The sequence below is a fragment of the Pseudomonas sp. AL03 genome, from assembly GCF_029960815.1.
Classification (GTDB): Bacteria; Pseudomonadota; Gammaproteobacteria; order Pseudomonadales; family Pseudomonadaceae; genus Aquipseudomonas.
On sequence record NZ_JASBRE010000003.1, the window covers coordinates 85766 to 99735 of the forward strand.

General features: G+C 56.8%; 13 protein-coding genes and 1 pseudogene. 10 read left to right on the forward strand and 4 right to left on the reverse strand.

Annotated elements, in window-relative coordinates:
- Positions 1–10: 10 nt before the first annotated feature.
- Positions 11–862 (reverse strand): HemK/PrmC family methyltransferase, encoded by an 852-nt coding sequence (locus tag QK293_RS04500; RefSeq protein ID WP_282375873.1) that lies wholly within the window; start codon positions 860–862, stop codon positions 11–13.
- Complete coding sequence (locus QK293_RS04505) at positions 859–2292, reverse strand: FAD-dependent oxidoreductase (RefSeq protein ID WP_282375874.1); 1434 nt, start codon at positions 2290–2292, stop codon at positions 859–861. The genes QK293_RS04500 and QK293_RS04505 overlap by 4 nt, the downstream gene beginning before the upstream one ends.
- Before the next feature lie 546 nt (positions 2293–2838).
- Here QK293_RS04505 and QK293_RS04510 point away from each other — a divergent pair.
- A pseudogene (locus QK293_RS04510) lies at positions 2839–2982 on the forward strand (dienelactone hydrolase family protein); the annotation flags it as partial.
- 184 nt (positions 2983–3166) lie between these two features.
- Here QK293_RS04510 and QK293_RS04515 read toward each other — a convergent pair.
- Complete coding sequence (locus QK293_RS04515; RefSeq protein WP_282376083.1) at positions 3167–3439, reverse strand: DUF2790 domain-containing protein; 273 nt, start codon at positions 3437–3439, stop codon at positions 3167–3169.
- Between the two features lie 366 nt (positions 3440–3805).
- Between QK293_RS04515 and napE the strand changes: the two genes are divergently transcribed.
- The 5 genes from napE to QK293_RS04540 are packed head-to-tail and all read left to right on the forward strand — an operon-like array spanning position 3806 to position 7870.
- Entirely contained in the window at positions 3806–3973 is a 168-nt protein-coding gene (gene napE / locus QK293_RS04520) for a periplasmic nitrate reductase, NapE protein (RefSeq protein WP_008032067.1), read from the forward strand.
- Positions 3974–4005: 32 nt separating this feature from the next.
- Entirely contained in the window at positions 4006–4266 is a 261-nt protein-coding gene (locus QK293_RS04525; RefSeq protein ID WP_033059994.1) for a chaperone NapD, read from the forward strand.
- Positions 4263–6767: a nitrate reductase catalytic subunit NapA gene (gene napA, locus QK293_RS04530; protein WP_282375876.1), complete on the forward strand. Its 2505-nt coding sequence runs from the start codon at positions 4263–4265 to the stop codon at positions 6765–6767. Before QK293_RS04525 ends, napA begins: the two co-directional genes overlap by 4 nt.
- 11 nt (positions 6768–6778) lie before the next feature.
- On the forward strand, positions 6779–7264 hold the full coding sequence (locus QK293_RS04535; RefSeq protein ID WP_282375877.1) for a nitrate reductase cytochrome c-type subunit: 486 nt from the start codon (positions 6779–6781) through the stop codon (positions 7262–7264).
- Positions 7265–7273: 9 nt separating this feature from the next.
- The gene (locus QK293_RS04540; protein ID WP_282375878.1) at positions 7274–7870 is read left to right on the forward strand and encodes a cytochrome c3 family protein; all 597 of its coding nucleotides are present in this window, start codon (positions 7274–7276) and stop codon (positions 7868–7870) included.
- A gap of 25 nt (positions 7871–7895) precedes the next feature.
- On the opposite strand, the gene QK293_RS04545 is transcribed toward QK293_RS04540, so the two are convergent.
- Entirely contained in the window at positions 7896–8213 is a 318-nt protein-coding gene (locus QK293_RS04545; RefSeq protein WP_282375879.1) for a carboxymuconolactone decarboxylase family protein, read from the reverse strand.
- Between the two features lie 196 nt (positions 8214–8409).
- On the opposite strand from QK293_RS04545, the gene QK293_RS04550 reads away from it, so the two are divergent.
- From QK293_RS04550 to QK293_RS04565, 4 genes are read left to right on the forward strand one after another with little or no spacing between them, the layout of a single operon-like run.
- A complete protein-coding gene (locus QK293_RS04550) occupies positions 8410–9783 on the forward strand; it encodes a glutamine synthetase family protein (RefSeq protein ID WP_282375880.1) in 1374 nt (457 codons plus the stop codon).
- Between the two features lie 7 nt (positions 9784–9790).
- Complete coding sequence (locus QK293_RS04555; protein WP_282375882.1) at positions 9791–11182, forward strand: aldehyde dehydrogenase family protein; 1392 nt, start codon at positions 9791–9793, stop codon at positions 11180–11182.
- 3 nt (positions 11183–11185) lie between these two features.
- A complete protein-coding gene (locus QK293_RS04560; protein ID WP_282375883.1) occupies positions 11186–12346 on the forward strand; it encodes an iron-containing alcohol dehydrogenase in 1161 nt (386 codons plus the stop codon).
- Between the two features lie 58 nt (positions 12347–12404).
- The gene (locus QK293_RS04565; RefSeq protein ID WP_282375884.1) at positions 12405–13970 is read left to right on the forward strand and encodes an amino acid permease; all 1566 of its coding nucleotides are present in this window, start codon (positions 12405–12407) and stop codon (positions 13968–13970) included.

The window sequence follows — 13970 nt, forward strand, 5'->3', positions numbered from 1 at the left end:
TTTCTAAAAATCACTGGGATTTGCATCCGATGGTCATTACTGAGCTGCCCGAGGCGTCGGACGCTTCCTTATCGATTACAGTTTGTGTATTTGTCAGCTGACTCTGCTTGAACAGTTCGCGCACCGCTTTGGCCTGCTCCTCGCCATGCTCAATGACTAGCCAACCTTCACGACTTAGTAACTGGTTCGCGAGCGAGATGATGTGCCGTATCAGTTCAAGACCATCGGTCCCGGAATAGACCGACACCCGTGGATGGTGATCGCTCCACTCAGGCAACAACTCTTGGAACTGTGGGACGTACAGAGGATTAGCGACAATCAAACCAACCTGATCTGTGAATCGCGTAAATGCCTGTTTGTCGCGAATGTCAGCCTGCAAGTGATTGACCTGCCCCCCCTTGCAGGCCAGTCGGTCGATATTGCGCTTGAGGTACTGCACCGCTATCTCATCAAACTCCACGCATGTCACTTTCAGATCCGGTCTACGTCGTGCGATCGCCAAGCCAATCGCGCCGCTTCCTGCACACAAATCGAGGACACTAGCACCCGGTCGCAGCACAGCACAGGTCTCCAGCCACTTGTGAATGATTTTGCTGTGAGGGCGGGGGATAAACACGCCGCTACCGACCACCAGCGGCATTTCGTCAAACTCCACCATGCCAACAATATGACCGAGAGGAATTCGGTTACAGCGCTCTTTAACCGCTAACATAAATTCATTGAGCGCACGACTTTTATCCACCCGTTCGATATAGCGATCTATAAGACAACTCAAATCTTCTTCCAAGTCCCAGACACCAGACGCTTGCAACATGGCCCGCGCTTGACTAATAGCAAGGTACTCACGATCCGTAAGACTCATGACCACTCCTTGTAATACTGCGCAAGTCTTTTCAAAATTGACTCATACAGATAGGAGAATGCGACCAACTCCGGCGGAGGCGTAAATGACGAGTGCAAATCATTTATAAGTTGTTCGTAATTGCGCGATAGCCCTTCATCCAGCAAAGGAAACCAGTAAGGTTTTATATCCCAACGATACTCATATCCTGTGGCAAACATCTGCTGTACCGTTTCCCTGACCGTATTTTCGCGGGCAAACCCGGATAACGGAGCACGTACAGGTTTGAAAGGGCTGAGATCTAGATCGGGAGTATCTATATCGGTAAGGCAATTAGCTATATACCGCGCCAACAATGGTGACTGGTGCAGGCCGTCTCGGTAGGTGCCTGTTGCAAGCCAAAGACCTTCGATGCCGCACTCGCCAATCAATGGAAAACCATCTGCCGGAATTGGCCTGTTGCCAACCTGTATGGAAATGATTTCAGCGCTATGAAGGTCCAGGTTCAGTTGATCAACAGCACAGTCAAGCAAAAACTGAACATCCGATATGAGAGCCTGTTGTTTAGGCCGCTCCGAAATTATATTAGTAGCTCCCAGATACAAGACTCCGTCCCCACGAGGGACACAGTGCAAGCCGCACGCAAAAGCACGATTTGGCGTCCGTATGACAGAACTCGGCAACTCAACCCCTTCTGGCATTTTCACGAGAATTGAAACGCCATATCCACTGAACAACGGTGGAATTTTCTTTACGAGCTCGTCGATATCACTAAGCAGGTCTAAAGATTGAACGCCTGCCGCAATCACAACTTTTCTTGCCCAAAGAACCTCTCCACTGCATAACTCAATGCCGGTGACTACCTCACCCTCAACCAACACGCGTTGGGCGTTCTCATTTTTCAGAGTGCCACCCTCTGAGACAAATGCAGCATCCAGTTTCTCCAGCAAAAGATGAGAATTCACGGAATGCTCGTTGGGTATGTACAACCCACGCAGAGGGCGAACCAGATGGTTGGGCTTCAGCCACTCCATTTTGCGCGGATCAACTATTTCAAACGGCTCACCATACTCACGAAGGGTTCTCTCGATGGTGTCGAAGTTAACGCTGTCCACCTCATCCATGCCGGCGGTGTTGAGCAGCACATGGGTCCCAATCGCGGTAAACAACGAACTAGAATCACCTGAAGAAATTGCCAAGCGCTCCGCCCAACTTGACCACAGGTGTTGAGCTTGTCGATCCATGTCTAATTTCAATCGACCAAAATCACTTGCCAGCAGGCCGCTTGTTACCTCCCCGAAACATCCATTCATCGCTCCGGCAGCCCTTGACGCAGCATTTGTACGATCAGTCTCACCGACTCGACAGACATTTAAACCTCGCGTGGACAACTCATACGCGATTGATCCACCAACTGCTCCTGCTCCTACAACAACGACGTCGAACTCCATGTTTTGACCTCAGACGATTGCCCGCAATGTAAGACAATAAATTTTTCTCGTTGGAAACAGGAACATTTCTATAATTTCGTTACATTACGATTCAACCGACTATTTGTTTCATATTGTATCTTCGAAATAATTCTACACATATTGCAGCGGAGCTAAAAATCTGGACCTCTGCGCTTAAACCAAAGACTGTCCAGTTAACTTTTAAAAAACAGCAGCCTATGAAAACTTAGTTAAATTTACATAATTAGTAAAAACAAAAACTCAAAAAAAATCGACCATCACAGATTGCGTGAAAACTTAGCTACCCCCCTGACGATTCGAGCTTGGCCGTAGGTGAACTGATGGCGATTGATAGCGGTAAGTTCCAGGCAGCCGCGTCCTACCCCCAAAAGCAAGCGCCCCAAACAATCTCGGGCGTTTGCTTGAGTCACCTCTCCACGTTTTCACCCAGTCTTCGAGGCCTCTTTTTTTTGAGCGGCTACGCTCGATAGGTATCGCTCACGCTGTCCAGCCGACAGAGCAATCGGCCCAAGAGGAAGCGCACAGATGACCCGTCTCACTGCGAAAGATTTTGCCCCGGAATTGCTCGAACTGTACGACTACTACGCCCACGGCAAGATCAACTGGCGTGAATTTCTGGATCGAGCGGCGTTGTTAACCTTGGGTGGTTTGACCGCCAGCGCGCGCATCACCGGCGCCTTGATTCTGGCCACATCTTTGGCGTCTGGTCGCCAGGAGTTTCTTAAAAGTTATATCCCAGGTGTGTTGGCGTCCGATAAAAAGATCGTAGCTTCACCCAGAAAACGATAACAACGTTTTTAAAGTTCTAGCGCAGCAGGTATGGAGTGTCGACCCTCCACCGTCCGCACAGTACTCAACCATTTGAACAGCCAGTTCCCATGACTTGATACTGCAGGACATGCCGTTGACCCTGAGAGTCTTCATACGTCATGTGTGCAAGGACTGGCCCGCACTGGTCGGGAATATCGGTCACTGTGATGACTTTTTTGATATCCAGTTTCGTATCGTAAGTGTACGTTTCAACAGGCAGCTTGCTGTCCGCGGCAGTTGAATGACTCTCGCCTGCAAATGCCGGCGCACCTAAAACGCCAAGTGCAAGAAACATCACAAGTTTTGAAATTTTCATCATGTTCACTTATCGTCAAAAGTCAACCTCGTGAGCGAATGGATACTTACCTATTTGCTCACGAGGTAGAGACGATACTAGGTGTTTACCCCTCCCTCAAACAGCAGTCCACTGGACAAACACTGTTGGCAGATTTTGCATGAATGGACCGCTGGCGAAATGCCTCATCAAGAACAATTATTGAATGCGAACATCTATCAATACAGCGCACATTGGTAACCAGACGAAGTAACGATTCAAAGCGTTATAACCCTATGTAACACCCGAACAGGAATAATTCACCGTCGGTCGTTAAAAGCTCATGCCAGAAAACTTGCGAAAACTTCGTGATCTAGTCTGAGTGCAAGTTCGGCTGGAGAATGATTAATGCCCTTGGCTGAAGAACGCAAACCCGAGCGACGCAAGGAGACCCGGCTGTTTCTCTTTCTTGTTGTCTGCCTCTTTCCGCTGCTGTCGGTTGCTATCGTCGGCGGTTACGGCTTTATCGTCTGGTTTTTTCAGATGTTGTACGGCCCACCTGGACCCCCTAACTAATAGCCTTTCTAAAAGCCTATTGGAGCCAGCACATGGACGAAGCCCTGCATATTGCCAGTCTTGTAGTACTTGCCAGGCCTGAATTGTTCGACGCCGTTAAAGCCAACCTGCGTTTGCTGGACGGCCTGGAGCTGCATCAGGAAAGTGCTGCCGGAAAACTGGTGGTGGTCCTTGAGGCCGTGCACGAAAGCCAGATTCTTCAACGCATCGAACAGATCAACAACCTGCCGGGCGTACTCAACGCCGCGTTGATCTATCACGAACTCCTCGAACCCGAAGGAGATATCGAATGAGCATGTCGCGCCGAGCATTCGTCAAGGCCCAGGCCGCCGCTATCGCAGCCGCCGCTGCCGGGCTGCCGATTGTTACCTCCGCCAGTAATCTGGTGACCGAAGCGGACATGGTCACCCTGGACTGGAACAAAGCGCCCTGCCGTTTCTGCGGCACCGGTTGCAGCGTGATGGTTGCCACTCGGGATAACCGTGTGGTCGCCACCCACGGCGACGTCAAGGCAGAGGTCAACCGTGGACTGAACTGCGTGAAGGGCTATTTCCTTTCCAAAATCATGTATGGCGTAGATCGCCTGACCCAACCGCTTTTGCGCATGAAGAATGGCCAATACGACAAGCAGGGCGAATTCCAGCCGATCAGCTGGGAGAAGGCCTTCGACATCATGGAGTCGAAATTCAAGGAAGCCTTGAAGAGTAAAGGTCCCGAGTCGGTTGGCATGTTCGGTTCCGGGCAATGGACCGTGTGGGAAGGCTACGCCGCCAACAAGCTGATGAAGGCAGGCTTTCGCAGCAATAACATCGACCCCAACGCCCGCCATTGTATGGCCTCGGCGGTGATGGGTTTTATGCGCACTTTTGGCATGGATGAGCCTATGGGTTGCTACGACGACATCGAAGCCACCGATGCCTTCGTGCTCTGGGGCTCGAACATGGCCGAGATGCACCCGGTGCTCTGGAGCCGGGTCACCGACCGGCGCCTGAGCCAGCCTCACGTGAAAGTTGCAGTACTGTCCACCTTCGAACACCGCAGTTTCGAATTGGCCGATATCCCCATGGTGTTCACGCCGCAAACTGATCTGCTGATCCTTAACTACATCGCCAACCACATCATTGAAAGCGGCGCGGTGAACCAGGATTTCATCAGCAAGCACACACGGTTTGCCAAAGGCACTGACGATATCGGGTACGGCCTGCGCCCTGACGATCCACGGGAAATGAAGGCGAAAAATGCCGGCAAGGCCAATACCTGGACGGATATTTCCTTCGAACAATACGCAGCGTTCGTCAAACCTTACACGCTGGAGCGAACCGCCAAAGAGACGGGGGTCTCGGCTGAACGACTCAAGGCCCTGGCCGAGTTGTATGCAGACCCCAAGCGCAAGGTTGTGTCGTTCTGGACCATGGGTTTCAACCAGCACACTCGCGGCGTCTGGGCCAACAACCTGATTTACAACATCCATCTGCTCACCGGCAAAATCAGCGAGCCGGGCAACAGCCCTTTCTCGCTGACCGGCCAGCCATCGGCCTGTGGTACCGCACGTGAAGTCGGGACGTTCTCCCACCGGTTGCCTGCCGATCTGGTGGTGACCAACCCCAAGCACCGCGCCATCGCCGAAAAAATCTGGAAACTTCCAGCCGGCACTATTCAGGAGAAGCCCGGTTTTCACGCGGTGGAACAAAGCCGCATGCTCAAAGACGGCGTGCTCAACGTTTATTGGACCCAGGCCAGCAATAATATGCACGCCGGGCCGAACATCATGCAGGAAGTCCTGCCGGGCTGGCGCAACCCGGATAATTTCGTGATTGTCTCCGATGTCTACCCCACCGTTTCCGCGCAAGCCGCCGACCTGATCCTGCCCAGCGCCATGTGGGTGGAAAAGGAAGGTGCCTTCGGCAACGCCGAGCGGCGTACGCAATTCTGGCACCAGTTAGTGAGCGCGCCAGGGGACGGCAAATCGGACCTGTGGCAGTTGGTGGAATTTTCCAAGCGCTTCACCACCGATGAAACCTGGCCCGCCGAGTTACTGGCCAAGGCTCCTGAGTACAAGGGCAAAACCCTGTTTGAAGTGCTTTTCAAGAATGGCCAGGTAGACCAGTTCCCGGTCGAGCAAATGGAAGCCGGATACAAAAACGATGAAGCCAAGGTCTTTGGCTTTTACCTGCAAAAAGGCCTCTTCGAGGAGTACGCCCAGTTCGGTCGCGGCCACGGGCATGACCTCGCCGCGTTCGACCGCTACCACAGCGAACGGGGTCTGCGCTGGCCGGTGGTCGACGGCAAGGAAACCCGCTGGCGTTACCGCGAGGGGCTGGACCCCTACGTGGAGAAAGGCAGCGAGGTGCAGTTCTACGGCTACCCCGACAAGAAGGCGATCATCTTCGCCCTCCCCTACGAGCCGCCAGCCGAAGCCCCGGATGCCGATTACCCGTTCTGGCTGAGCACCGGACGCGTCCTGGAACACTGGCACACGGGCACCATGACCCAACGCGTCGAAGAACTGTACAAAGCGGTGCCGGACGCGCTGGTCTACATGCACCCCGACGATGCCAAGGCCTTGAAGGCCCGGCGTGGTAGTGAAGTGAAGTTGATCAGTCGACGCGGTGAGATCCGTGCGCGCATCGAGACCCGCGGGCGTAACAAACCTCCGCAAGGACTGGTTTTCGTGCCGTTTTTCGATGCCAACAAGCTGATCAACAAGGTCACGCTCGACGCCACCGATCCGATCTCCAAGCAAACCGACTACAAAAAATGCGCGATACGAATCGAGTTGATCAGCGTGGCCTGAGGAGAACCGTCATGCCTTTTCGAATCCTGCCATTGCTCCTGCTCGCTGGGATTGGTGTGGTGATCGCTGCAGAAGTCGACTACCCCCTCGATGCGTCAGGGCCGGATGGGCGCCGGCCCGGTGGCACCTTGACCCAGAGCATGCCGGCCCCGCCCATTGCCAACGAAGAAAACAAAGACCTGAAGCGCGAACGCAACTACCCGGACCAGCCGCCCACCATCCCCCATACCATCCTCGGTTATCAGATCGACAAGAACGGCAACAAGTGCCTGTCCTGTCACAGCCGGGCCAACAGCGCACGGACCCAGGCGACGATGATCAGCATCACCCACTACATGGACCGCGACGGTCAGGCACTCGCGGCGGTATCACCGCGTCGTTACTTCTGTAACCAATGCCACGTGCCGCAAACAGATGTGCTGCCTCTGGTGGAAAACAGCTTCGAGACCATCGACAAAATACTTCAAAACGATGCCAACGCCGCGCAGAAACCCTGAGGAGGCAACATGAAAGCACTGTTCGCCCTGCTTAGGGACTACTGGGGCATCCTGTGTCGTCCGAGCATCTATTACAGCCTGGGCTTTCTGACGCTGGGCGGCTTTGTCGCCGGGATCATTTTCTGGGGCGGATTCAACACCGCGCTCGAGCTGAGCAACACTGAGAAGTTCTGCATTTCCTGCCACGAAATGCGTGACAACGTCTTCGTCGAACTCAAGGACACGATTCACTACACCAACCGTTCCGGCGTGCGCGCCAGTTGCCCTGATTGCCACGTCCCCCATGAATGGACCCATAAAATCGCGCGCAAGATGCAGGCGTCGAAGGAGGTCTGGGGCAATATTTTCGGAACCATCGATACACGTGACAAATTTCTCACGCTGCGGCGCGAGCTCGCCGAACATGAATGGGCAAGGCTCAAGGCCAACGACTCTCGCGAATGCCGCAACTGCCACAACTTCGAGTTCATGGACTTTACCCGGCAGAGCAAGCGCGCCGCGGCCATGCACTCGACGTCACTGGCCAAGGGTGAAGCCACTTGCATCGACTGCCACAAGGGCATTGCGCACAAGTTACCCGATATGAGTGGCGTGAAAGGCTGGTAGGCGTTCTGCGTTTCAGCGAACTCGTTCACGTCTCAATCACATCATCCGTCCAACTGATGGCCGCAACGACGGTGGGGAAACCGATCGTGCTGGTAAGTGAGATCAGCGTGTGACGGATCTGTTCTGGTGTAGCGCCCGCCTCCAGTGCCCGTCGGGTATGACTGTGCACCGCGCCCTCAGAGCGAATGGCCGCCGCGGCACCGAGCTGGATCAGCTGGACAACGATCTCCTCCAGTGGGCCGGTGTGACGCACCGCCGTACCCAGGGCTTCCACTGCGGCCAAGTAATCCGGGTACTGCTGTTCGAGACGTTGGTAGGTGTTGTGCTCTCTCTTCTTTGCCATCTTTGTGTCCTCGCGTGGGAGGTGCGAACAGAATCATCAGCCTTCGATTTCCGAAACTTGCACTCTGCGGCAGTAGGCTACGCTTACATCAGCTCATTGCTCACGATGCTCGCGTCTGCAGGTTTTGGTTTGTTCTGGAGAGCGTCTGCAACAGCTATTTCAGACAGGCCCAAACAATTCACGCAGGACTGACGTGATGACCGAGCCCTTCCTCAGCTTAGCCGAACTCAAACGTGCCGCCGCCTCCGGCGAGATCGATACCGTGCTGGTGTGCATGGTCGATATGCAGGGGCGACTGGTCGGCAAGCGATTCCAGGTCGAGTTTTTTATCGACAGCGGCCATGAAGAAACCCACTGCTGCAATTACCTGCTGGCCGACGACATCGACATGGAGCCGGTGCCAGGTTACGCCGCGGCCAGCTGGAGCAAAGGCTATGGCGACTTTGTGCTCAAGCCCGACATGGCCACGTTGCGACGGGTGCCCTGGCTTGAATGCACGGCGCTGGTGCTCTGCGATGTGCTCGATCATCACCATCGACGCGACCTGCCACACAGCCCGCGGGCGATCCTGAAAAAGCAGGTCGAGCGACTGCGCGAGCGCGGTTACACCGGCATGTTCGCCTCGGAACTGGAGTTCTATCTGTTCGACGAGAGCTACGAGGCCATCCACGAGCGTAACTACCACAAGCCGAAGACGGCCGGTCACTACATCGAGGATTACAACATCCTGCAGACCACCCGGGAGGAACCGGTGCTGCGGGCGATTCGCAAGCATCTGCAGGCCTGCGGTATTCCCGTGGAAAATTCCAAGGGTGAGTGGGGCCCGGGCCAGGAAGAAATCAACATCCGTTATGCCGATGCCCTGACCATGGCCGACCACCACGTCATCATCAAGCACGCCTGCAAAGAGATCGCGCAACTGCAGGGCAAGGCGATCACGTTCATGGCCAAGTGGCGCTATGACGCCGCCGGTTCCAGCAGCCACATCCACAATTCGCTGTGGGACAAGAGCGCCAAAAAGCCGCTGTTCTTCGACGCCAAGGCGGAGTTTGGCATGTCGAAACTGATGCGCTCCTGGGTGGCCGGGCAGCTCAAATATGCCAACGACATCACCTGTTTTCTCGCGCCCTACATCAATTCGTACAAGCGCTTTCAGGCCGGCACCTTTGCACCGACCCGGGCGGTGTGGAGTCGGGACAATCGCACTGCAGGCTTTCGTTTGTGCGCAGAAGGCAGCAAAGCCATCCGCATCGAATGTCGCATCGGCGGTGCCGACCTCAACCCTTATCTGGCCTTCGCCGCCTTGATCGCTGCGGGACTGGCCGGTATCGACGAGAAGCTCACCCTCGCGCCGCCCTTCGAGGGTGATGCCTACGTCGACGAGCATTTGCCTGAAGTCTCGAAGACGCTACGCGAAGCCAGCGCCTCGCTCCAGGCCTCGACCATGTTGCGCGAGGCGTTCGGTGATGAAGTGGTCGACCACTACGTGCACACCGCCGAATGGGAGCAGAAAGAGTACGACCGGCGGATAACCGACTGGGAACTGCAGCGCGGCTTCGAGCGCTATTGAGACCACCATGACCTCGACCATTCAACTCATCTCACCGGTCGATGGCCGGGTCTACGCCGAACGCCGCTGCGCCGATGCTGCGCAGATTGACCAGGCGCTGGCGGCTGCAGAAGCTGCCCAGGCGCAATGGAAACGTCGGCCGCTGAGCGAACGCGCCGCCTTTTGCAGCGCCGCGGTGGACGCGATGTTGGCAATGAAGGCTGACATCGTGCCGGAACTGGCCTGGCAGATGGGCCGCCCGGTGCGTTTTGGCGCTGGCGAACTGCGCGGGTTCGAAGAGCGTGCCCGCCATATGATCGCCATTGCGCCTGAAGCGTTGGCAGCGCTTGAACCCACGCCTGTCGCCGGTTTTCGACGCTGTATCAAACGCGAGCCGTTGGGTACGGTGTTGGTCGTCGCACCCTGGAACTACCCCTACCTGACGGCGGTGAATACGATCATCCCGGCGCTGATGGCCGGCAACAGCGTCATCCTCAAACACGCGTCGCAAACGCTGCTGGTGGGTGAACGGTTCGCCGAGGTGTTTCGTCGTGCCAATCTGCCCGAAGGATTGTTCCAAAACCTGCTGCTAAGTCATCTCCATACCGCGATGATCATTGCCTCAGGACGCGTGCAGCAGGTGAACTTCACCGGCTCGGTCGAAGCCGGCAAGACCATTGAACACGCTGCTGTCGGAGGTTTCCTCGGCGTGGGCCTGGAACTCGGCGGCAAAGACCCGGCCTACGTCCGCGCAGACGCCAACCTCGAACACGCGGTGGAAAACCTGGTGGACGGCAGCTTCTTCAACTCTGGGCAAAGTTGTTGCGCGGTCGAGCGCATTTATGTCGATGAAAAAATCTACCCCGCCTTTGTCGAACGCTTCGTCGCGCTGACTCGCCACTACGTGCTGGGCAACCCGCTGGACGAAGCCACCACGCTCGGTCCGCTGGTGACACCGAGCGCTGCTGAGTTCGTGCGTAGTCAGATCGCCGAAGCACTGACACAGGGCGCTCGGGCGCTGATCGATCCAAAGGATTTTCCTGCCGACGTGCCGGGCAGCGCCTACCTCGCGCCGCAGGTATTAGTGGATGTCACCCATCAAATGTCAGTGATGCGTGAGGAAAGCTTCGGCCCGGTGGTCGGCATCATGTCGGTCGCCAGCGACGACGAAGCCATCGCCCTGATGAACGACAGTGAGTTCGGGCTCAGCGCTTCCATCTGGACGCAAGACCTTGCCGCCGCCGAACACCTGGGCAACGAGATCGACACCGGCACCGTGTTCATGAACCGCTGCGATTACCTCGACCCGGCCCTGGCCTGGACTGGGGTGAAGAACAGCGGGCGCGGCGTCACGCTGTCGCGCCTGGGCTATGACAACCTGACCCGAGCGAAATCCTTCCATTTGCGCCACGAGATCTGAGCCATGAGCCTGACCGCGAACTGGAACTACCCCACCAGCATCCGCTTCGGTGTCGGCCGCATTGCCGAGCTTGCCGAGATCTGCCGCAGTCAAGGTATCCAACGACCGTTGCTGGTCACCGACAGTGGCCTGGCGCGTGCACCGATCACCACGTCAGCGCTGGATGCCTTGCGCGCCGCCGGCCTTGGCGTCGCGCTGTTCTGCGACCTTAAACCCAACCCCGTCGAAGCCAATCTGGCGGGCGGGCTCGAGGCCTGGCGCGCCGGCAAACACGATGGCGTGGTCGCCTTCGGCGGTGGCAGCGGCCTGGACATGGGCAAGCTCATCGCCTTCATGAGCGGCCAGACCCGCCCGGTCTGGGATTTCGAAGACATCGGCGACTATTGGACACGCGCCGACGAAAGCAGCATCGCCCCGATCATTGCGGTGCCGACCACGGCGGGTACCGGCTCCGAGGTGGGGCGTGCAGCGGTGATCATCGATGAGCGTACGCACACCAAGCGCATCATCTTCCACCCGAAAATGATGCCGCGCGTGGTCATCAGCGACCCGGCCCTCACCGTTGGCATGCCGGCAAAGGTCACCGCTGGCACCGGCATGGATGCTTTTGCGCATTGCCTGGAATCGTATTGTTCCCCGGGTTTTCATCCCATGGCCGAAGGCATTGCGGTGGAAGGCATGCGCCTGGTTGCCAATGCCCTGGTGCGAGCCGTACACACACCCTCGGACCTGGAGGCGCGAGCGGAAATGCTCGCGGCGGCCGCGATGGGCGCTACCGCCTTTCAGAAAGGTCTGGGCGGGATGCACGCCCTCTCACATCCGGTGGGTGCCCTGTACGACACCCATCACGGCATGACCAATGCCGTGTTCATGCCCTATGTCCTGAAGTTCAATCGCCCGGCCATCGAGGAGCGCATCACCCGCCTCGCGGCTTATTTGCGTCTGCCCTCGCCCGGCTTCGACAGTTTTCTGGCCTTCGTCCTCAAGTTGCGCAAGGACATCGGCGTGCCCCACACGCTGTTTGAGCTGGGGGTGGATGATCGGCAGGCCGACCTGATCGCGGACATGGCGATTGTCGACCCTTGCGCCGGCGGCAACCCGCTGCCATTGACCCGAAATGGCGCGGCAGAAATTTTCGCAGCGGCTTACCACGGCCGTCTGTAGGAGCAGCCTAAGGCGGCTCAGTTCGGCCTGTACCAAAACCTGACAAGGGGCACACAACATGAAGCCAGCAAGCCAGCCCGGCACAAGCGCGCCGCAAGACGATGACGTCAAGGTGCTGCACAGCATGGGCTATGCCCAGCAGCTGTCGCGACGGATGGGCGTTTTCTCCAACTTTGCCATTTCCTTTTCGATCATCTGCATTCTCTCGGGTGGTATCAATTCACTCGCCCAGGGCACCTCGGGTGCGGGCGGTGCGTCAATCGGCATCGGCTGGCCGATCGGTTGCCTGATCTCCGGGGTCTTCGCCATGGCCATGGCGCAGATTTCCTCAGCCTACCCTACCGCTGGCGGGCTCTATCACTGGGGCTCGATACTCGGTAACCGCTTTACCGGCTGGCTGACCGCGTGGTTCAACCTGCTGGGGCTGGTCACCGTGCTCGGTGCAATTAACGTCGGTACCTATTACTTCTTTTTCGGCGCCTTCGGACCGGCTCTGGGGATGGAAGACACCACCACGACCCGGGTGATTTTTCTGGCGATTCTGACCGGCCTCCAGGCCTTGTGTAACCACCTGGGTATCGGCCTGACGGCGAAGCTCACCGACTTCTCGGGGTATCTGATCTTCGCCACGGCGCTCGCACTGACCATCGTCTGCCTGATATCGGCGCCCAGTTATGAGTTCGCCCGGTTATGGACCTTCAGCAACTACTCCGGCGAGGCGGGCGGCAGCGTATGGCCACAGGTGTCGAACGGCTGGATTTTCATGCTCGGCCTGCTCTTGCCGATTTATACCATCACGGGTTATGACGCCTCCGCGCATACTTCGGAAGAGACCCGAAATGCGGCCATGTCAGTGCCACGCGGCATGGTCATGTCGGTGGTCTGGTCGTTGCTGTTTGGCTGGGTCATGCTCAGTTCGTTTGTGCTGATGCTGCCGAACATGGATGAGGCGGCCAAGCATGGTTGGAGCGTGTTTTTCTGGGCCATGGACACTCAGGTGAACCCGACGGTAAAAACGGCGCTGTACGTGGCCATTTTCATCTCGCAGTTTCTCTGCGGGCTGGCGACCGTGACCTCGGTCTCACGCATGATCTTCGCGTTCTCCCGTGACGGCGGCCTGCCCTTCTCCAAAGCACTGGCCTCGGTATCGCCTACCCTTCGCAGCCCGGTGGCGGCGATCTGGACCGGAGCCACCCTCGCGGTGTTGTTCGTCTGGGGATCGTCGGTGATATCGGTCGGTGAGACGCCGGTCTATACCATCGTGGTGTCCTGCACGGTGATCTTCCTGTTCTTCTCCTTCGTCATCCCCATCGTGCTGGGCCTGTTTACCTACGGGACTTCGAAGTGGCCCACCATGGGGCCGTGGAACATGGGACGCTTCTGGTACTCCGTGTTTGCCATCCTCTCGATCCTCTCGATGGTGATTATTTTCGTTATCGGCATTCAGCCGCCGAACGATTGGGCGTTGTATATCACCATTGGGTTTCTGGTTTTGACGGCTATTGTCTGGTTCGGCTTTGAAGCCCGACGCTTCCAGGGTCCGCCGATTGGCGACATGATCGTCAAGCGGCAGGCTGAAATTGCGGCGGCTGAAGCGGCGTTGAATAAACAGGCGGGAAGCTGA

Bases quoted from the DNA above. Each gene is read 5' to 3' on its own strand.
- QK293_RS04505 (WP_282375874.1), bottom strand. From the start codon at position 2,292: ATGGAGTTCGACGTCGTTGTTGTAGGAGCAGGAGCAGTTGGTGGATCA.
- QK293_RS04515 (WP_282376083.1), bottom strand. From the start codon at position 3,439: ATGAAAATTTCAAAACTTGTGATGTTTCTTGCACTTGGCGTTTTAGGT.
- QK293_RS04540 (WP_282375878.1), top strand. From the start codon at position 7,274: ATGAAAGCACTGTTCGCCCTGCTTAGGGACTACTGGGGCATCCTGTGT.
- QK293_RS04565 (WP_282375884.1), top strand. From the start codon at position 12,405: ATGAAGCCAGCAAGCCAGCCCGGCACAAGCGCGCCGCAAGACGATGAC.
- QK293_RS04555 (WP_282375882.1), top strand. From the start codon at position 9,791: ATGACCTCGACCATTCAACTCATCTCACCGGTCGATGGCCGGGTCTAC.
- QK293_RS04560 (WP_282375883.1), top strand. From the start codon at position 11,186: ATGAGCCTGACCGCGAACTGGAACTACCCCACCAGCATCCGCTTCGGT.
- napA (WP_282375876.1), top strand. From the start codon at position 4,263: ATGAGCATGTCGCGCCGAGCATTCGTCAAGGCCCAGGCCGCCGCTATC.
- QK293_RS04500 (WP_282375873.1), bottom strand. From the start codon at position 862: ATGAGTCTTACGGATCGTGAGTACCTTGCTATTAGTCAAGCGCGGGCC.
- QK293_RS04550 (WP_282375880.1), top strand. From the start codon at position 8,410: ATGACCGAGCCCTTCCTCAGCTTAGCCGAACTCAAACGTGCCGCCGCC.
- QK293_RS04535 (WP_282375877.1), top strand. From the start codon at position 6,779: ATGCCTTTTCGAATCCTGCCATTGCTCCTGCTCGCTGGGATTGGTGTG.
- QK293_RS04525 (WP_033059994.1), top strand. From the start codon at position 4,006: ATGGACGAAGCCCTGCATATTGCCAGTCTTGTAGTACTTGCCAGGCCT.
- napE (WP_008032067.1), top strand. From the start codon at position 3,806: ATGCCCTTGGCTGAAGAACGCAAACCCGAGCGACGCAAGGAGACCCGG.
- QK293_RS04545 (WP_282375879.1), bottom strand. From the start codon at position 8,213: ATGGCAAAGAAGAGAGAGCACAACACCTACCAACGTCTCGAACAGCAG.